This window comes from Microbispora sp. ATCC PTA-5024 (assembly GCF_000511135.2).
Taxonomy (GTDB): Bacteria; Actinomycetota; Actinomycetes; order Streptosporangiales; family Streptosporangiaceae; genus Microbispora; species Microbispora corallina.
On record NZ_KI866527.1, the window covers coordinates 100,784 to 117,801 of the forward strand.

At 73.2% G+C, this 17,018-nt stretch carries 20 protein-coding genes and 1 pseudogene; 8 read left to right on the top strand and 13 right to left on the bottom strand.

Annotated elements, in window-relative coordinates:
* Nucleotides 1–60 precede the first annotated feature (60 nt).
* Entirely contained in the window at nucleotides 61–621 is a 561-nt protein-coding gene (locus MPTA5024_RS34925; RefSeq protein ID WP_036332257.1) for an anti-sigma factor family protein, read from the bottom strand.
* Nucleotides 618–1,226, bottom strand: a complete 609-nt coding sequence (gene sigE, locus MPTA5024_RS34930; protein ID WP_051459060.1) for an RNA polymerase sigma factor SigE — start codon at nucleotides 1,224–1,226, stop codon at nucleotides 618–620. Before sigE ends, MPTA5024_RS34925 begins: the two co-directional genes overlap by 4 nt.
* 185 nt (nucleotides 1,227–1,411) lie before the next feature.
* On the opposite strand from sigE, the gene MPTA5024_RS34935 reads away from it, so the two are divergent.
* Nucleotides 1,412–2,041 carry an O-methyltransferase gene (locus MPTA5024_RS34935; RefSeq protein ID WP_036332258.1) on the top strand — a complete coding sequence of 210 codons (630 nt, stop codon included), beginning with the start codon at nucleotides 1,412–1,414 and terminating at the stop codon, nucleotides 2,039–2,041.
* Nucleotides 2,042–2,082: 41 nt separating this feature from the next.
* On the opposite strand, the gene MPTA5024_RS34940 is transcribed toward MPTA5024_RS34935, so the two are convergent.
* Together MPTA5024_RS34940 and MPTA5024_RS40375 are read right to left on the bottom strand one after the other, a co-directional pair.
* Nucleotides 2,083–3,489, bottom strand: coding sequence for a leucyl aminopeptidase (locus MPTA5024_RS34940; RefSeq protein WP_036332259.1), 1,407 nt, complete (start codon nucleotides 3,487–3,489; stop codon nucleotides 2,083–2,085).
* 80 nt (nucleotides 3,490–3,569) lie between these two features.
* Entirely contained in the window at nucleotides 3,570–3,737 is a 168-nt protein-coding gene (locus tag MPTA5024_RS40375; protein ID WP_076433904.1) for a DUF3117 domain-containing protein, read from the bottom strand.
* A gap of 181 nt (nucleotides 3,738–3,918) precedes the next feature.
* Between MPTA5024_RS40375 and MPTA5024_RS34945 the strand changes: the two genes are divergently transcribed.
* Nucleotides 3,919–4,692 (top strand): PaaX family transcriptional regulator, encoded by a 774-nt coding sequence (locus MPTA5024_RS34945; RefSeq protein WP_036332842.1) that lies wholly within the window; start codon nucleotides 3,919–3,921, stop codon nucleotides 4,690–4,692.
* Between the two features lies 1 nt (nucleotide 4,693).
* Nucleotides 4,694–5,473, top strand: a complete 780-nt coding sequence (locus tag MPTA5024_RS34950) for an enoyl-CoA hydratase-related protein (protein WP_051459062.1) — start codon at nucleotides 4,694–4,696, stop codon at nucleotides 5,471–5,473.
* A gap of 100 nt (nucleotides 5,474–5,573) precedes the next feature.
* Here MPTA5024_RS34950 and MPTA5024_RS44050 read toward each other — a convergent pair whose 3' ends face one another.
* Together MPTA5024_RS44050 and MPTA5024_RS44055 are read right to left on the bottom strand one after the other, a co-directional pair.
* Complete coding sequence (locus MPTA5024_RS44050) at nucleotides 5,574–6,173, bottom strand: DNA-3-methyladenine glycosylase I (RefSeq protein WP_036332844.1); 600 nt, start codon at nucleotides 6,171–6,173, stop codon at nucleotides 5,574–5,576.
* Nucleotides 6,170–6,595 carry a hypothetical protein gene (locus MPTA5024_RS44055; RefSeq protein ID WP_051459063.1) on the bottom strand — a complete coding sequence of 142 codons (426 nt, stop codon included), beginning with the start codon at nucleotides 6,593–6,595 and terminating at the stop codon, nucleotides 6,170–6,172. The genes MPTA5024_RS44050 and MPTA5024_RS44055 overlap by 4 nt, the downstream gene beginning before the upstream one ends.
* A 44-nt stretch (nucleotides 6,596–6,639) precedes the next feature.
* Here MPTA5024_RS44055 and MPTA5024_RS34965 point away from each other — a divergent pair, with 44 nt between their 5' ends.
* Nucleotides 6,640–6,924 (top strand): hypothetical protein, encoded by a 285-nt coding sequence (locus tag MPTA5024_RS34965; protein ID WP_051459064.1) that lies wholly within the window; start codon nucleotides 6,640–6,642, stop codon nucleotides 6,922–6,924.
* Between the two features lie 59 nt (nucleotides 6,925–6,983).
* Here MPTA5024_RS34965 and MPTA5024_RS34970 read toward each other — a convergent pair whose 3' ends face one another.
* The 7 genes from MPTA5024_RS34970 to fdxA form a co-directional block, all read right to left on the bottom strand.
* Complete coding sequence (locus tag MPTA5024_RS34970) at nucleotides 6,984–7,562, bottom strand: TIGR00730 family Rossman fold protein (RefSeq protein WP_036332262.1); 579 nt, start codon at nucleotides 7,560–7,562, stop codon at nucleotides 6,984–6,986.
* Between the two features lie 9 nt (nucleotides 7,563–7,571).
* The gene (locus MPTA5024_RS34975) at nucleotides 7,572–8,333 is read right to left on the bottom strand and encodes a TIGR00730 family Rossman fold protein (protein WP_036332846.1); all 762 of its coding nucleotides are present in this window, start codon (nucleotides 8,331–8,333) and stop codon (nucleotides 7,572–7,574) included.
* A 169-nt stretch (nucleotides 8,334–8,502) separates the two neighbouring features.
* Complete coding sequence (gene dapE / locus MPTA5024_RS34980; RefSeq protein WP_036332263.1) at nucleotides 8,503–9,558, bottom strand: succinyl-diaminopimelate desuccinylase; 1,056 nt, start codon at nucleotides 9,556–9,558, stop codon at nucleotides 8,503–8,505.
* Nucleotides 9,559–9,607: 49 nt separating this feature from the next.
* Nucleotides 9,608–10,408 carry a hypothetical protein gene (locus MPTA5024_RS34985; RefSeq protein WP_036332264.1) on the bottom strand — a complete coding sequence of 267 codons (801 nt, stop codon included), beginning with the start codon at nucleotides 10,406–10,408 and terminating at the stop codon, nucleotides 9,608–9,610.
* 21 nt (nucleotides 10,409–10,429) lie between these two features.
* On the bottom strand, nucleotides 10,430–11,074 hold the full coding sequence (locus MPTA5024_RS34990) for a DUF4178 domain-containing protein (RefSeq protein ID WP_036332265.1): 645 nt from the start codon (nucleotides 11,072–11,074) through the stop codon (nucleotides 10,430–10,432).
* Between the two features lie 145 nt (nucleotides 11,075–11,219).
* The gene (gene dapC, locus MPTA5024_RS34995) at nucleotides 11,220–12,305 is read right to left on the bottom strand and encodes a succinyldiaminopimelate transaminase (RefSeq protein WP_036332266.1); all 1,086 of its coding nucleotides are present in this window, start codon (nucleotides 12,303–12,305) and stop codon (nucleotides 11,220–11,222) included.
* 102 nt (nucleotides 12,306–12,407) lie between these two features.
* Entirely contained in the window at nucleotides 12,408–12,734 is a 327-nt protein-coding gene (gene fdxA / locus MPTA5024_RS35000) for a ferredoxin (RefSeq protein WP_036332267.1), read from the bottom strand.
* A gap of 97 nt (nucleotides 12,735–12,831) precedes the next feature.
* Here fdxA and MPTA5024_RS35005 point away from each other — a divergent pair, with 97 nt between their 5' ends.
* The 4 genes and pseudogenes from MPTA5024_RS35005 to MPTA5024_RS35020 form a co-directional block, all read left to right on the top strand.
* Nucleotides 12,832–13,053 (top strand): putative acetyltransferase, encoded by a 222-nt coding sequence (locus MPTA5024_RS35005; protein WP_036332268.1) that lies wholly within the window; start codon nucleotides 12,832–12,834, stop codon nucleotides 13,051–13,053.
* Between the two features lie 75 nt (nucleotides 13,054–13,128).
* Nucleotides 13,129–14,211 (top strand): ABC transporter substrate-binding protein, encoded by a 1,083-nt coding sequence (locus MPTA5024_RS35010; RefSeq protein ID WP_036332269.1) that lies wholly within the window; start codon nucleotides 13,129–13,131, stop codon nucleotides 14,209–14,211.
* Nucleotides 14,212–14,362: 151 nt separating this feature from the next.
* Nucleotides 14,363–15,139, top strand: coding sequence for a class I SAM-dependent methyltransferase (locus MPTA5024_RS35015; RefSeq protein WP_036332270.1), 777 nt, complete (start codon nucleotides 14,363–14,365; stop codon nucleotides 15,137–15,139).
* Between the two features lie 68 nt (nucleotides 15,140–15,207).
* A pseudogene (locus tag MPTA5024_RS35020) lies at nucleotides 15,208–17,018 on the top strand (hypothetical protein); the annotation flags it as partial.

Below are 17,018 nucleotides of genomic sequence, written 5' to 3' on the forward strand. Positions count from 1 at the left end.
CTGCGACGCCGAACGCGCCCCCGACGGCTTCAGGGACCGATCGTATGACGTCGTGGCCCGTCAGTGGGCAAGGGTCGGCGTCACACTCCGTGACGGAGTCGGCGACAACCTCACCAGCGGCGCCTGGTTGTGCACCGGAGGCACGAACATCTCCCCCCGTGTGGGGGTCTGGGGGGCAGAGCCGCCGCCCACCAGGAACATGGTGCTGATCGCGACGGCGGCGGACGCCACCCCGACCGCGACGTATCCCGCGCGCCGGGCTCGGCCGGGCCGTCCGGGGCCGGAGGATCCGGCGTCGCGGCGCCGGGGCCGGTTGTCCACGGGCCCGCCCACGTGCATGCCGGGAAGACCCCCGGAGCCGTACGCCGGATGGTCGGGAAAGGGCCGCATCCGTGGCGGCAGCGGCCCTCCCGGCTCGGACATGCGCAGGAGCGACATGGTGAGGTCGGCCGGCATGGCCGGCGGGTCCATCGAGCGCAGCCGGCTCTTGAGCGCGCGCAGCGCGTCGACCTCGGCGCGGCAGTCGGCGCAGAAGGTAAGGTGGGCGAGGGCGCGTTCTCTGTCGTTGTGGCCCAGTTCGCCGTCGATGAGCGCGGAGACGCGCTCGCCGAGATGGCTCATAGTCCCTCCCTGCTGATCGAAGGGGGGGTTTGATCGTTGTTCCGGTTCGCCGCGGGCGCCCGGTGGTCGAGCGCCTCCCGCAGCTGGGCGCGGCCGCGGTGGATGCGGCTGCGCACGGTCCCGAGCTTCACGCCGAGAGTGGCGGCGATCTCCTCGTAGGACAGCCCCTCGATGTCGCACAGCACCACCGCGGCCCGGAACTCGGGGGCCAGCGAGTCGAGCGCGGCCTGGATGTCGGGCTCCAGGTGCGCGTCGTCGTAGGCCTGGGCGGGCGACGGCTCCCGGCCGTGCAGCCGCTCGGCGGCGTCGTCCGCCAGACCTTCGAAGCGGATGCGCTGCCGGCGGCGCGCCATGTCGAGGAAGAGGTTCGTCGTGATGCGGTGCAACCAGCCCTCGAAGGTGCCCGGCGTGTAGCTGGACAGGGACCGGAAGACGCGGACGAAGACCTCCTGCGTGAGGTCCTCTGCGTCGTGCACGTTGCCGGTCAGGCGATACGCCAGCCGGTAGACCCGCGCGGAATGCGTTCGGACGACCTCCTCCCAAGTGGGAGGCGTCCAGCCGGACACCGAAGTCTCCGCCTGGTGGTCGTGTTCGTCCACCGGCATTCCTCTCTGCAGGATCGTCGCTACAGCCATAGTGCCTGGTTTCGCCCCTTCCTGCGCACCGCGGGCAGAGCGGCCTTGAACAAAGACCGTTCAAAGCGTGCAACGTCCCCGTTGTGGCGTGAGTTCCCGTTCCGGGCCGACTCCCCTAGGCTGCGTCCAAGATGAAGCAGGGGAGGGAGAGGCCGATGGCGACACCGGCCAGCCTGGAGTACGCGGAGGAGTTCGTCCCGGAGGACGACATCCTGCGGTCCGCGCGCCGGCGGGGCATCGAGGTCGGGGCACGCCCCATCCTGCCCGGATGCGGGGCGGCGCTCTGCTTCCTCACGACCGTGGTCAACGCCCGCTCGGTGGTCGAGGTCGGCACCGGCTGCGGCGTCTCCGGCCTGTGGCTGCTGCGGGGGATGCGCGCGGACGGCACGCTGACCAGCGTGGACGTCGAGCCCGAGCACCAGCGGATGGCGCGGCAGACGTTCGCGGAGGCCGGGTTCTCCGGCAGCAGGATCCGGCTGATCGGGGGCCGCGCCCTCGACGTGCTCCCCCGCCTCGCCGACGGCGGGTACGACCTCGTCTTCTGCCACGCCGCCAAGCAGGAGTACATCGACTACCTGACCGAGTCGGTGCGGCTGCTGCGTGTGGGCGGGGTGGTGGCCTTCGCCGACGCCCTGCACCACGACCAGGTGGCCGACCCGACGCAGCGCGACCCGGACACCGTGGCCGTGCGGGAGCTGGGCAAGCTGGTCAGGAACGACGAGCGGCTGCGCCCGCTGCTGCTCCCCCTCGGCGACGGCCTGCTCGCCGCCGTCAAGCTCGCCTGAGCACAGCGGGGACGGGGCGAGGCGGCAGCCGCCACGGTGACTCAGCCGGCGAGGTAGCTCAGCAGCAGCCGGACGCCGAAGCCCGTGCCGCCCTTGGTGATCTCGGCGTCGTCGGACCCGGCGCGGGCCGGGCCGGCGATGTCGAGGTGGGCCCACGGACGCCCGCCGGTGAACTCTCTGAGGAACAGGGCCGCCGCCACCGAGCCCGCAGAGCCGGACATCTTCCTGTCGACGTTGGCCAGGTCGGCCACGTCGGAGTCGAGCATGTCGCGGTAGTCGTCGACCAGCGGCATCCGCCAGAGCCGGTCGCCGCTGACCTCCCCGGCCGCGAGCAGCGCGTCCGCCAGCGGCTCGTCGGTCGCGTACAGCGCGCCGAGGTTCACGCCGAGGGCCACCTTCGCCGCCCCGGTGAGGGTGGCCACGTCGATCAGGACGTCCGGCTCGAGCTCCGCGTCGGCGTAGGCGAGCGCGTCGGCCAGCACGAGCCGTCCCTCGGCGTCGGTGTTCAGCACCTCGACCGTGCGGCCGCCGTACTGCCGGATGACGTCGCTGGGCCGCTGGGCCGAGCCGGAGATGGCGTTCTCCGCGCAGGCCACCAGGCCGGTGACGCGGACGGGCGCCTCGAACGCCGCCAGCGCGCTCATCGCGGCGATGATCGCGGCCCCGCCGGCCATGTCGGTCTTCATCGCCTTCATGCCCTCGGTGGGCTTGAGCGACAGGCCGCCGGTGTCGAACGTGATCCCCTTGCCGACCAGCACGACGTGGCGCCGCGCGTCCCGCGGGGCGTACGAGAGCTGGACGAGGCGGGGCGGGCTGACCGAGCCCTGGCCGACGGCCCGGATGCCGCCGAACTCGGCGAGCTGCTCCCCCTCCCAGACGCGCGCGTCCAGGCCCGAGTCGGCGGCGACGATCTTGGCCTGGTCGGCGAGCCAGGCGGGGGTCTTGACCGACGACGGGGTGTTGACGAGGTCGCGGGCCAGGGCGGTGGCCCGCGCGACGGCCTCGCCGCGGCGCAGGGCCCGCTCGTCGCCGCCCGCGAAGACGATCTCTCTCACCGGAGAGGAGCCGCCCTTGCCGATGGTGAACGTGTACGTGGCGAGCAGCGCGCCCTCGGCGAGCGCGGCGACCTCTCCCTGCCCGGGGACCGTGACCGTCACCGAGGCCCGGCCCCTGGCCTTGCGCGCCACGGACGCGCCCGCCCGGCGCAGCGCGCGAGCCGTGCCGTCGCCCGTGCCGTACAGCAGGATCCGGCCGACGCCGTCACCGCGCGGGACGGGGACCTCGACGATCTCGCCAGGCTCGCCCTTGGCCTCGTAATGGGCCAGCAGGGCCGCCGCGGGGACGGGCAGCTCGACGGCGGGCGCGAGGTCCGGGCCGAAGGGCACGGCCAGCAGCTCGGGCTCGCCGGCGGGCCGCTCGGCGAGCGACGTCGTGGTCTCGATGGGCACGTCTACCTCCAACAGAGCGGCCCCGGCGAGGGAGACGCCCGTCGCCAGGGCCGGACATGGAAACGAACAGGTCGCGGGCTTCAGCCCACGACCTTCTTCAGCGCGTCGCCGAGGGCGCTGGCCTCGTCCGCCGAGAGCTCCACGACGAGTCGGCCGCCACCCTCGAGGGGGACCCGCATGACGATGCCCCGTCCTTCCTTGGTGACCTCCAGCGGACCGTCACCGGTCCGCGGCTTCATCGCCGCCATGCGTGTATCCCTTCCCGCGTTGTCGGCCGCCCCGGAGGGTAACCGGCGTATTCACGTTTCTGTGATGTCTTATTATCCCGCCTCCGAGCTCAAAAAGGTAACGTCCTGGCTCCGTTCAGTGGATCAATGGGGGCTGATCGCGCATTGTGGGCAGAGCCGCCATGACCCCACACTGGTGGTGATGAACGCCCGAGCCGCGCTTTTCGATCTTTACGGGGACCACCTGCGCACCCGCGGCGGCCGCGCGTCGGTGGCCGCCCTCGTCCGGCTGCTCGCCCCGCTCGACATCGCGGCGCCCGCGGTCCGGACCGCGATCTCCCGCATGGTCAGGCAGGGCTGGCTCGACCCGGTACGGCTCCCGCAGGGGCCGGGGTACGCGGTCACGCCGAAATGCGAGCGCCGCCTGGACGAGGCGGCCGCCCGGGTCTACGGCATGGGCGGCGGCCCCTGGTCGGGCCGGTGGCACGTGCTCGTCGTGGAGCCCGTGAGGGACCGGGCGCGACGGGAGCGCCTGCGCGCCGACCTGGCGTACCTCGGGTACGCGCCGCTGTCGGAGACGACGTGGATCGGCCCCCGGCCCTCGCCGGAGCTCGACGCCCTGCGCCTGGCCGCCCACCGGTTCGAGGCGTCGTTCGAAGGCGACCCGCGCGCGCTGCTCGCCCGGGCGTGGGACCTGGACGGCATCGCCAGGGCGTACGAGGATTGGCTGGCCAGCGCGGTCGACCTGGTCGGGTCGCTGCCGGCGCGGGCCTCGGACGACCGGGTGTTCGCCGTGCGCAGCAAGCTGGTGCACGGCTGGCGCAACTTCCTGTTCCGCGACCCGGGGCTGCCGGCGGAGCTGCTGCCGCCGGGATGGCCGGGCGACAAGGCCCGCGCCTTCTTCGAGGAGGAGGCCGCCCGGCTGCTCCCGGCCGCCGCCGCGTTCGTCGACCACAACCTGGATGGAGCCGCCTGAGATGAGCGTGATCTACGACGTCGACGAGGCCGTCGCCACGATCACCCTGAACCGCCCCGACGCGATGAACTCCCTGACCGTCTCCATGAAGGAGGACCTGCTCGGGGCGCTGCGCCGGGCCGCCGGCGACCGTGCCGTGCGGGCCGTGCTGCTGACGGGGGCGGGCCGCGCCTTCTGCGCGGGGCAGGACCTGCGTGAGCACGCCGACAACCTGGAGGCGGGCCGCGGCCTCGCCGGGACCGTCCGCGCGCACTACAACCCGATCGTCTTGTCCGTGACGACGATGGACAAGCCGGTCGTGGCGGCCGTCAACGGCGTCGCCGCCGGCGCGGGCGCCTCGCTGGCGTTCGCCTGCGACTTCCGGATCCTCGCCGAGAACGCGAAGTTCTCCATGGCGTTCTCCGGCATCGGCCTGGCGCCCGACTCGGGCGCGTCCTGGACGCTCCAGCGGCTGGTCGGACCGGCGCGGGCGCGCGAGCTGCTGCTGCTCGGCGACGTCGTGGACGCCGCCCGGGCCGCCGAGCTCGGGCTGGCCACCCGGGTCGTCCCGGCCGACCGGCTCGCGGAGGCCGCCCGGGAGCTCGCCGTACGGCTGGCGCAGGGCCCGACCGTGGCGTACGCCGCGACCAAGCGGGCGCTGGACCACGCCGCGTCGCGCTCGCTCGCCGACGCCCTGGAGCGGGAGGCGGAACTGCAGGACGAGTGCGCGAGGACCGCCGACCACGCCGCCGCGACGAAGGCGTTCCTGAACAAGGAGCGCCCACGCTTCGAGGGCCGCTGACGGGTCCGCCCGTTCGCCGAGCGGGCCTCGTTCCGGTCCGCGCTGTCGAGGAGCGAGACCTGTTCCGGGGCCGCCGACCGTGGTTCGCGCCGGGCGGGCCTCAGCGGGAGGCGGTACGCAGGCCGGCGACGGTCTCGCGGACCCAGCAGTCGGCCACGTGGTCGTTCACCAGGCCGATGGCCTGCATGAGCGCGTACGCCGTGGTGGGGCCGACGAACCGGAAGCCGTGCCGCCGCAGCTCCTTCGCGAGTGCCTTCGAGCCCGGGGTCTGGGCCGGGATGTCGCCCAGCCTCGTGGGACCGGCACCCGGCTCCTCGGCGTGCCTCCACACCAGCTCCGACAGCCCGCCCGGCACCTCGAGCGCCGCGCGGGCGTTCGCCACCGCCGCCTCGATCTTGGCGCGGTTGCGGACGATGCCGGCGTCGGCCATCAGGCGCTCGACGTCCGCCTCGCCGTACGCGGCGACGGCGGGGATGGAGAACCCGGCGAAGGCGGCCCGGAAGTTGTCGCGCTTGCGCAGGATCGTCAGCCAGGACAGGCCCGACTGGAACGCCTCCAGCGTGATCCGCTCGTAGACCAGGTCGTCGCCGCGCACCGGGCGGCCCCACTCGTCGTCGTGATAGGCCACGTAGTCGGGCGTCGCGCCGGCCCAGCCGCAGCGCACGAGGCCGTCCGCCGTGATCTCCGGTGTCTGTGTCACCACGTCTCCTCCGCGTCGGCCCGCTCGGCCTCCCAGCCGTTGGCGGCCTGGGAGGGGATCTCGGGCTGGTGTTCGGTACGCGGGGGGTCGGCCGGGCGGGCGTACGCCTCCTGGCGGGCCTGCAGGCGGCCCGCCAGCAGTTCGGCGACGCGCTGCTCCAGCACGGCGATGCGGGTGTCGCGCTCGCTCAGCGCGGTCGACACCCGGTGCAGGGTCTCGTCGACCATCTGGGTGTTGTAGCCCACCACACTGATCGGCAGCTGCAGCGCGATCAGGTCGGCGGCGGTGAGCTGGCCCGCCGCCGGCAGGTCGAGCGGCGGCACGTCGGGAGGGAACTCCGCCATCTCGCCGCCGTGCCCCAGGGAGACCATCACCACGCAGGCGACCACGGCGAGCCCGGCGACGATGAGTACGACCAGCACATACGAATCGTGCCACAAGTCGTATGCGTGCGAGCATGGAAGGCATGACCGTTGTGATCGGCCCCGGCGACCCCGCGGAGCCGGGCTGGGCGGAGGCGTCCTCGCTGCCCGAGGCGTCCGCGCTGGCCCGCGAGGGGCGGACGGTGGTCGTGACGCTGCCGGACGACGAGACCGAGGCGGTGGCCGCGGCGGCCGCCTTCGCCTGGGCCGGCGCCGCCGTCTTCCGTACGGCCGCCGGCACGGCCCGTTCCGTGCGGCAGGCGCTCGACATGACCGAGTGCCTGCTCGGGCGGCGTCCCCCGGCGCTCACCCGGCGCGGCCTGGCCTGACACCGGTCGGCCTCGGGCCGGCGCGTGGGGAGGCGGGCGCCGGGGTGACACGCCCGGGGTCAGGACTCGCCGATCTCCTCGCCGGTGGGGCGCAGGTGCGGGACGGGCTTCTCCAGCAGGTCGAGGGCCTCGTCGACGTCGGTCGCCCACGAGATCGCGTCGAAGACGTTGGGCCGGGTGAAGCCCTGCTCGTACATCCCGTCCACGAGCGCGCGCAGCGGCGCGTAGAGCCCCCAGGGGTCGAGGACGACGAGCGGCCGCTCGTGCAGCCCCAGCACCCGGCTGGTCCAGATCTCGAACAGCTCCTCCAGCGTGCCGATGCCGCCGGGCAGGACGAGGAAGGCGTCGGAGCGGGCGTCCATCACGCCCTTGCGCTCGCGCATGTCCGCCGTGACGATCAGCTCGTCGGAGTCGGTGTCGGCGATCTCGATGTCCACGAGGGCCTGGGGGATGACGCCGACGGTGCGGCCGCCCCCGCGCCGTACGGCCCGGGCGACCTCCCCCATGCAGGAGACGATCGCGCCGCCGCTCACCAGATGGTGGCCGCGCGCGGCGAGCCGGCCGCCCACCTCGCCGGCGAGCGCGACGTACTTGGGGTCGATCTTGTTGCTGGAGGAGCAGAAGACGCAGATGAACACGCCGCCACCCTACTTACCGCGGGAGCCGCCGTCGGACCGGCGCCGGTCGGCTTCGACGATCACGCGGACGGCCTCGTCGGGGTCGTCGGTGAGGGAGACGAGGTCGAGGTCCTGCGAATAGATCTTGCCGGTCCGCTGGAGCGTGTCGCGGAGCCAGCCGATCAGCGGCGCCCAGAACTCGGTGCCCATGAGGATCACCGGGAACGACGTGACCTTCCGGGTCTGGACCAGCGTCAGCGCCTCGAACAGCTCGTCGAGCGTGCCGAAGCCGCCGGGCAGGGCGACGAACCCGTACGCGTACTTCACGAACATCGTCTTGCGGACGAAGAAGTAGCGGAACTCGACGCCGAGGTCGACGTAGTCGTTGAGCCGCTGCTCGTGGGGCAGCTCGATGCCGAGGCCCACGGAGACGCCGCCCGCCTCCAGCGCCCCCCGGTTGGCCGCCTCCATCAGACCGGGCCCGCCGCCGGTGATCACGGCGTACCCGGCCTTCGCCAGGGCCGCGCCCACGCGGACGCCGAGCTCGTAATCGGCGGTGTCGGCCTCCGTCCGCGCCGAGCCGAAGACGGTGACCGCCGGGGGAAGATCGGCGAGGGCGCCGAACCCCTCGACGAACTCCGACTGGATGCGCAGCACGCGCCAGGGGTCCTCGTGGAGCCAGTGCGTGGGTCCCTTGCGGTCGAGGAGCCGCTGGTCGTACGTGGAGTCGGGGACGAGGTCGCCGCGGACGACGGAGGAGCCCTGGCGGCGTTCGGGACGTTGGTGGTTCATGGCCACACGCTAGTCGAGCCCGGCGAACAATCTTGAAATTAAAAGTGGAGAGGGGGAACCGGGATTCGACGAGGCTGCGTCTAAGCGATGAGGGTGCTGCTCGGGACGAAAGTGGCTTTCCCCGCCAAATGGCCGGCGAGGAAAGCCACTTTCTTTTGTGCCGGGCGTCTCAGGAGGTCAGCCAGGCCGTGAGCCGGCGCTCGCTCTCCGCGATCTTGTCCAGGCTGACGTTCTCGCCCTGGGTGTGGGCGATGTCGGGGTTACCGGGGCCGCAGTTGACGGCCGGGACGCCGAGCGCGGAGAACCGGGCCACGTCGGTCCAGCCGAGCTTGGCCCGGGGGGTGCCGCCGATCGCGGCCGCGAACGCCGCCGCCACCGGGTGGGTGAGGCCGGGCCGGGCGCCGGGGGCGCCGTCGGCCAACCGGACCTCGAAGCCGTCGAACAGCTCCCTCACGTGGTCGAAGGCCTGCTCGAGGGTGAGGTCGGGGGCGAAGCGGTAGTTGACCGTCACCACGCACTCGTCCGGGATGACGTTGCCCGCGACCCCGCCCCTGACGGCGACGGCGTTCAGGCCCTCGTGGTACTCGAGCCCGTCCACCACCGGACGCCGGGCCTCGTAGCCGGACAGGACCTCGAGGATCGGCCGGATGCCGTGGATGGCGTTGACGCCCTCCCACGACCGCGCGCTGTGCGCCCGCGCTCCCCGCGCCACGATCTCCGCCCGGAGCGTGCCCTGGCAGCCGCCCTCGACCAGGCCGTTCGTGGGCTCCATCACGACCGCGAAGTCGCCGGTCAGCCAGTCGGGGTGCTCGCGGGTGAGCCGCAGCAGCCCGTTGCGCTCGACCTCGATCTCCTCGCAGTCGTAGAACACGAAGGTGAGGTCGCGGTTGGGCCGGTCGAGCAGGCACAGCTTGAGCTGCACCGCGAGCCCGCTCTTCATGTCGGACGTGCCGCATCCGTAGAGCACGCCGTCCTCGACCCGGCTCGGCAGGTTGCCGGCAACGGGCACGGTGTCGAGGTGCCCGGCGATCACCACCCGCTCGGCGCGCCCGAGCTCGGTGCGCGCCACGATGTTCTCGCCCACCCGCCGCACAGTGAGGTGGTTCAGCGGGACGAGCGCCTCCTCGATCGCGTCGGCGATCGCCTTCTCGTGCCCGCTCACCGACTCGATGTCCACGAGTTGCGCCGTCAGCGCGCCCACGTCCTGGGCAAGGTCAAGCCGCATGACCCCTGACCCTAGTTCACGGCGGGCGACGGCCGCCGGAGAGAGGGGGTCAGGCCACCTCGACCGAGTGGTCGGCCTTGGTGTCCTTGAGCCAGCCGTCGTGCCCGGAGGCGGCCGTCCACGACACCCCGTCGTAGCTCACCTGCCGCAGGCCGTACTTCTGGGCGTGGGTCACGTACCAGGCGGCGACCAGCCAGCCGCGCTTGGCCATGGCGTCGGTGCCGAGGGCCCGGACGAGCTGCTTGCGGGCCGCCTCGGCCTGCGGCTTCGGCGGCTTGGACGGCGGCGGGTACCAGCAGTGGACGGCCTTGGGGACGCGGCCGGTGAACGCCGCCGACAGGATCTTCGCCGACGGCTCGTGCTCGGCGTACGCAGAGCCGTCGGCCGAGCGCTGCACCGCCTGGGCCGCCTCGTGCAGCGGCATGGTCCGGTAGTGCTTGACCTTCTCCAGGGCCGCGAAGAACTTCCGGGTCGCGTAGACCGGGTCCCGCAGCTGCTCGACCGTCCCCCAGCCCTGCGAGGGGCGCTGCTGGAACACCCCCACCGAGTCGCGGTCGCCGTACGGGAGGTTGGCGAGCTTGGACTCCTGGATGGCGGTGACGTAGGCGATCTGCAGCGCCCGCTCGGGCAGCTCGCGCCGGGCGGCGACGGCGGCGATGGTGGCGGCCACCTCGGCCTGGTCGATGTCCAGGTCGAGTGAGCCGGCGGGCGTCGTGATCAGGCAGTGTTCGCCAAGAGCGAAAGGCTGCGTCTTCTTCAGAAGGTGGTAGGCCCCGTAGAAGATGGCGGCGGTCAGCAGGACGACGATGACCACGATGGTCAGGGCTGTTCTGGAGAGGCGCCGGTTCACGTAGGAGAACCTACCCGGCGATCAGGGAAGACGTTCCACGCGGATCGTGCCGGGCGTCAGCGGGCGGGCGTACGACGCCTCCCACTGGCCGCCCTGGACCCGCTGGAACGACAGCAGCCGCCCGTCCGCGGCACGGTAGTCGGCGAAGTCGAGCAGGCCCCGCTCGGGGAGCCCGGTCACGCCCTCCGAACGGAACGCCGCGGTGCCGCGCTCCACGGGGTGGAACTCCATGCCCTCCACGATCAGCATGTGCTTGGCCGGGACCATGCCCTGCGTGGGCACGTCGGTCCACAGCAGGACCTCCAGGTGCCGGGCGTCGCCCTCGCCGGGGCCGGGCCGCTCCTCGACCGACAGCCAGCGGTAGCTCCGCGCGCCCTCGTCCAGGAGGTACTCCGTCCACTGCTCGCCCTGCATCGTGGCGTAGAGCGCGCCGATAGCCCGGTAGCGCGCGGACTCGACGTACACGGTGTCGCCGACCTTGATGGTCCTCGGGTCGAAGTAGTCGGGGTCGCCGGGCGAGACGGCGGGCGAAGCCCGCCGCGGCTCCTCCTCGGGAGGCTGCCGGAAGGGAGCGGGGACCCGGCCCTGACGCGCCGTGATGACGAAGGCGCCAAGCACGACGACGATCGTGGCCAGGCTCACCACGAGCACGATCGCTGTCGTCATGGCGCGCGATCCTACTGGAGGCGCGGCACGCTCGCATCGGCGAGATCGCCGGTCGGGACATCCCCCCGTGTGAACGCCTCCTCCGCGGGCGCCGCACGGCGCGCACGCCCCCGCCGGTGACCGGGGCCGCGGCGCCCGGCGGGGCTCAGGCGGCGCGGAGGCGGTCGACGGCGGCGTCCACGCGCTCGTCGGTGGCCGTGATCGCGACCCTGACGTGCGTGCGGCCGGCCTGGCCGTAGAAGTCGCCGGGAGCCACCAGGATCCCCCGCTCCGCGAGCGCGCGGACCTGGTCCCAGCAGTCGCCGCCGTTGGTCGCCCAGAGGTAGAGCCCGGCGGCCGAGTGCTCGACGCGCCAGCCGGCCTCCTCCAGCGCGGGACGCAGCACGGCCCTGCGCCGGGCGTACCGCTCCCGCTGCTCGTCGGCGTGGCGGTCGTCGTCCAGCACGGCGGCCACCGCCGCCTGGACCGGGGCCGGCATCATCATCCCCGCGTGCTTGCGCACCTCCAGCAGCCGCCGTACGAGCCGGGGGTCCCCGGCGACGAACCCGGCGCGGTAGCCCGCGAGGTTCGACCGCTTCGACAGCGAGTGGACCGCCAGGAGTCCCTCGTACGAGCCGCCGCAGACGTCGGGGTGGAGGACGGAGACGGGCTGGTCCTCCCAGCCCAGCTCGATGTAGCACTCGTCGGAGGCCACCACCGCGCCCCGCTCGCGCGCCCACGCCACGACCTTGCGCAGGTGCTCGGCAGGCAGGACCCTGCCGGTGGGGTTGGACGGCGAGTTGACCCAGACGAGCGGCACCCGCTCGGGACCGAGCGCGAGCAGGCCGTCCGCGGCGTACGGCTCCGCCCCGGCCAGCCGGACGCCCACGTCGTACGTCGGGTAGGCCAGCTCGGGGAACACGACCCGCTCGCCGGGCCCCACCCCGAGCAGCGTCGGCAGCCAGGCCACGAGCTCCTTCGAGCCGATGGTCGGCAGGACGTCGGCCGGGTCGACCGTGACGCCGTGACGCCGGCGCAGCCAGCCCGCGGCCGCCTCACGCAGCCGCGGGGTGCCGTACGTCAGCGGGTAGCCGGGGCTGTCTGCGGCCCCGGCGAGGGCGGTCCTGGCGACCTCGGGCACCGGGTCGACGGGCGTGCCCACCGACAGGTCGACGATCCCGCCGGGATGCTCCCGCGCCAGGTCCTGGTACGGCGCGAGCCGATCCCATGGGAAGTCCGGCAACGCGATCAAGAAATCCCCCAGTCGTGACGGGCGCCCGGAGAGCGCCCAGTTCGACGGGCCGGGCCCTCGCGCGGGCTCACGCGGCGCGAGGTCGCCCGACCGCCCGCTCGCTCAGTGCTCCTCGCCCTGCGGCGGGAGCGCCGCCACCACGGGATGGTCCTTGTTGATCTTTCCGACCTTCGAGGCGCCGCCGGGGGAACCGAGGTCCTCGAAGAAGTCGACGTTGGCCTTGTAGAAGTCCTTCCACTGCTCGGGAAGGTCGTCCTCGTAGAAGATCGCCTCTACCGGGCAGACCGGCTCGCAAGCGCCGCAGTCCACGCACTCGTCGGGGTGGATGTAGAGCATGCGTTCGCCCTCGTAGATGCAATCGACGGGGCACTCCTCGATGCACGCCTTGTCCAGGACGTCCACGCAAGGCTGCGCGATGACGTACGTCACCTCGGGCTCCTTCTGGGTTGCACGACTCGACCGCGGTTGCTACGCCCTAGTATTGCGGTGCCCGCCGACTAGCCGGAACAGGAGGGGGGCAATCCTCGTGAGCCCTCATCTCGGAGCGCGGCTCGTGGTCGCCGTCACCCCGCACGACGTGGGACGACGGGTCACCACGAGACGGCGTGTGCCCGGCGGCTTCCGGGACGCCGTCGGCGTGTTGGAGTCCTGGGACGGCGGCGTGCTCGTCGTCCGCAGACGCGACGGTACGGCCGTCGAGATCCCCGAGGAGACGCTGGTCGCCGCCAAGGTCGTGCCCTCCCGCTGACCCTTCCGCCGTAGATCGGTAATGTCCCCGCGTGCCTCCTCGACCCTGAGCCGCGCGGCGCCGAATATACGGCGCGTGACCATACGTGCCTGTGCTGTAGTCGCGCTGCTCGTCTCGGCGGCCGCCGCCTGCTCCTCGGAACGCGCCCCGGACGAGCCGCTCCCGCCGCTCAACCCCAAGGCCACGAGCCTGCGCGCCGGCTTCGGCACGATGGACAGGCTGGTCGACACCGCCCGCAAGGAGGGCGTGCTCAACGTGGTCGGCCTGCCCCGCACCTGGGTCGGGTACGGCGAGATCATCGACCGGTTCTCCGACAAGTACGGCATCAAGGTCGTCTCGCTGGCCCCCGAGGCCGGCAGCAGGCAGGAGATCGACCTGGCGAAGCAGAAGCAGGGCGCCGGGGACGCGCCCGACGTGTTCGACCTGTCGATGGACGTCGCCGTCGCCAACGCCGCGAGCTTCGCGCCGTACAAGGTGAAGGGCTGGGCCGACGTCCCCGACGACCTCAAGGACAACAAGGGCCGCTGGTACGCCGCGTACGGCGGCTACATGTCCATCGGCTACGACCCGCGCAAGATCCCCGCACCCGCGTCGTACGGCGCCCTCCAGCGCCCGGGCGCGCTCGTCGCGCTGCCCGGCGACCCGCTGCGGGTGGCCTCGGCGTTCAGCGGCGTGATGGCGGCCTCGATCAGCGGCGGCCGGGCGGACGCGGCCCGGGGCGTGGACCTGTTCGCCCGGCTCAAGAAGGCCGGCATGCTCGGCCAGCCCGACCGGGCGACCGCCGTCGTCGACTGGGACTACATGAACGCGGCCCGGGCGGCCGCCGCCAAGCACGGCGACGCCACCTGGCGGGTCACGATCCCCAAGGACGCCGTGCTCGCCTCCTACTACGTCCAGGCCGTCAGCGCCCGCGCCCCGCACCCGGCGGCGGCCCGGCTGTGGGAGGAGTTCCTGCTGTCGGACGAGGGCCAGAACCTCTACCTCAAGGCGTTCGCCCGGCCGGCCCGCATGGAGGCCATGGAGATGCGGGGCAACCTGGACGGGGACGCCGCGGAGAAGCTCCCTCCGGCGACCGGCACCCCGGTGGTCCTCACGATCCCCGAGCAGGACCAGGCCAAGGCGTACCTCAAGGCGCACTGGGCGCAGAGCGTGGGCTGACGGACCTCGCCGGCACGACCTCCCCGGCACCACGGACCTCGCGGAGGCACCCGAAGCCGTAAAGTGTGTCGATACCCCTGCAATCCCAGCAGTCGGCCTGAGATTGCGGCAACACGGCACCGGTCCCGATGTGTCAGAATGCGAGCCGATCTTGCGGTACGAAACCCCTGGTCTCACGAGGTGGAACGCCCGCGCCTACGACAGCTCCTTCGGGTACGTCTCGGCGCAGGGGGCGCCGCTCCTGGAGCTGCTCGACCCTCAGCCGGGTGAGCGCGTGCTCGACCTCGGCTGCGGCACCGGCGTGCTCACGGCCGACATCGCGGCCCGCGGCGCACAGGTCCTGGGGATCGACGGCTCCCACGCCATGATCGAGACCGCCATCGCGCAGCACCCCGGGCTGGACTTCACGGTCGGCGACGGACACGACTTCACCGTGGCCCAGCCGTACGACGCGGTGTTCTCCAACGCCGCACTGCACTGGATGAGCCGCGACCCGGACGCCGTGATCGCCTGCGTCCGCATGGCGCTGCGCCCGGGCGGCCGGTTCGTCGCCGAGCTCGGCGGGGCGGGCAACTGCGCCGCGCTGACCTCGGCCATGCTCACCGCGTGGCGGGAGCACGGCCTGCGCGAGCCCGAGCTGCCCTGGTACTTCCCGACCCCCGCCCAGTACGCCTACCGGCTCGAACAGGGCGGATTCACAGTCCGGCTGCTGGAGCACTTCGACCGTCCCACGCCGCTGGACGAGTGTCCGAACGGCGCGGCCGACTGGGTGCGGATGTTCGCCGGCACGCTGCTCGACCGGGTGCCCCCGGCGACCGTGGAGCCGCTGCTGCGCCGCGTCAACGAGCTGGCCGCACCCGCGCTGCGCCGCGAGTCGGGCTGGATGGCCGACTACGTCCGCCTGCGGTTCGCCGCCGTGCGTCACTGAGGAAACTCTCGCCACCGCTGGGTGATTTGCCAGACTATGGTCTGGTCTTTTGGAGTGATGGGGAGCGCATGAACTTCTGCCTGAGTGACCTCGTGCCACCGCTGCGCTGGAGTGACGCCGCCCGCATCGCACTCCTGACCGGCCGGCCCGGCCTGCCGGACGCCTGGTGGCGCAGTCTGCCCGTGCAACGGGTCCTGGCGGTGCTGGAGCCCGAGGGCCTCGGCGAGCTGCTGACCGACCTCGCGCTGGAGCACTGGCCCGCCGCCGCCGTGGGCGACGTCTTACCCGCGCTCCACGTGCTCGACCCGGACGAGGCCGACGACCCCCAGGTGGCGATCGCCCTCGACCGCGCCGGCTCCTGGCCCGGCCTGCTCGCCCTCTCCGGGCGCGAGCTCGCCGACCAGCCGTTCATCAGGGCGCGCCCCGTCCTCACCGCCCTCTTCACGGCCGTGTTCGTACGGCTGTCGCCCTCGCCCGTGCACCGGGACGAGCCGGCCGTCCCACCCGTGGGGCACACGCCCGCCGCCCGCATCGCACCAGCGGCCACCCCGCTCGCCTCCGCGCCCGCCGTCGTCGAGGAGGACGACGGGCAGGACGCGGGCGCGAACGCCGGCGTGGACGGGCACGACGCTCGGGTCGCGGGCGAGCGGAGCGGCCCCGGCACCGGGGACGGCCAGGTTCTGGTCGACCACGACGAGCCCGGTCTGAGCGACGCCGCGGACCAGCGGGATGCCGCCGACGAGCTCGGCGAGGCTGACCACGCGAGCGAGCGGGACATCGCCGACCACCGACTCGATGACGGCGACGACGCGGACGAGCGCGACGCCGACGACCGGCTCGATGACGGCCAGCTCGGTGACGACGACGCCGCGGACCAGCGGGATGCCGCCGACGAGCTCGGCGAGGCCGACGACGCCGACGAGCGGGACATCGCCGACGAGCGGGACGTCGCCGACCACCAGCTCCATGACGGCGACGACGCGGACGAGCAGGACGTCGCCGAGGACCACGACGAGTCCGAGGAAGCCGACGACCGCGACGCGGATGAGCGGGAGGCCGCCGACGAGCTCGGCGAGGAGGACGACCTCGACGGGGCGCCGGGGCCGGAGGCCGTCCTGGAACAGCCCGTGGGGTACGACTTCCCGGCACTGCTCGACGCGGCCTTCGCCGACCTGGACGACCAGACCTGGATGGTGGCCCAGAACCGGGTCTTCTCCGACACCCCTACACCCGTGGAGGCGCTCGCCAAGCTGCTCGGCGTCACCCCGGCGGTGCTGGAGGCCGTCGAGACCGCCCTGCGCGCCCGGGTCGTCGCCTGGCTCGCCACCCCCGAGGCCGAGCCGTACGTGGCGCATCTCACGTGGCTCACGGCGACGCTCGGAGCGGCGGCGCCCAGGGCGAGTTTCCTCGACGCGGCGGACTGGCACCGCCGCGATCTGCGCTCCCTCGAGGTGCCCGCCTGGCAGGTCGTGCTCGCGACCCTGCCCGATCACCGGCTGCAGGGCGACTGGCTGGTGTCCGGCGACGTGGAGGACCTGCGGAGCCGGACGCGGGCGCTGTTCGCGGCCGAGGAGGGGACGCCGACGGTCTCCCGGGCGCGGGAGCTCGTGGCGTCGCTCGGCGTACGGCCCGAGGCCGCCCACGCGTGGCTGGAGAGCGTGCCGCACCTCGGCGCGCCGAGCGGCGCGAACGGCGTGCATCCGCCGCACCCCGCCCCGCCGGCGCCCTCGGCCTTCACGCCGCCCCCTCGTCCCCTCTCCTCGCGACAGCCCTTCCCCTCCCGCGAGCCCGTCTCCGCGCGCGAGCCCTTCGCCCCCGCCGTGCCCGCGGCGTCCGGCGTGCCCGCGGCGTCCGGGGTGCCCGCGGCGTCCGGCGTGCC

Excerpts from the sequence above, each read along its gene's own strand:
- MPTA5024_RS34990 (WP_036332265.1), bottom strand. The coding sequence starts at position 11,074 with ATGACGACAGCGATCGTGCTCGTGGTGAGCCTGGCCACGATCGTCGTC.
- MPTA5024_RS34965 (WP_051459064.1), top strand. The coding sequence starts at position 6,640 with ATGACCGTTGTGATCGGCCCCGGCGACCCCGCGGAGCCGGGCTGGGCG.
- dapE (WP_036332263.1), bottom strand. The coding sequence starts at position 9,558 with ATGCGGCTTGACCTTGCCCAGGACGTGGGCGCGCTGACGGCGCAACTC.
- MPTA5024_RS34935 (WP_036332258.1), top strand. The coding sequence starts at position 1,412 with ATGGCGACACCGGCCAGCCTGGAGTACGCGGAGGAGTTCGTCCCGGAG.
- MPTA5024_RS34925 (WP_036332257.1), bottom strand. The coding sequence starts at position 621 with ATGAGCCATCTCGGCGAGCGCGTCTCCGCGCTCATCGACGGCGAACTG.
- MPTA5024_RS34975 (WP_036332846.1), bottom strand. The coding sequence starts at position 8,333 with ATGAACCACCAACGTCCCGAACGCCGCCAGGGCTCCTCCGTCGTCCGC.
- sigE (WP_051459060.1), bottom strand. The coding sequence starts at position 1,226 with ATGCCGGTGGACGAACACGACCACCAGGCGGAGACTTCGGTGTCCGGC.
- MPTA5024_RS34945 (WP_036332842.1), top strand. The coding sequence starts at position 3,919 with ATGAACGCCCGAGCCGCGCTTTTCGATCTTTACGGGGACCACCTGCGC.
- MPTA5024_RS34950 (WP_051459062.1), top strand. The coding sequence starts at position 4,694 with ATGAGCGTGATCTACGACGTCGACGAGGCCGTCGCCACGATCACCCTG.
- MPTA5024_RS40375 (WP_076433904.1), bottom strand. The coding sequence starts at position 3,737 with ATGGCGGCGATGAAGCCGCGGACCGGTGACGGTCCGCTGGAGGTCACC.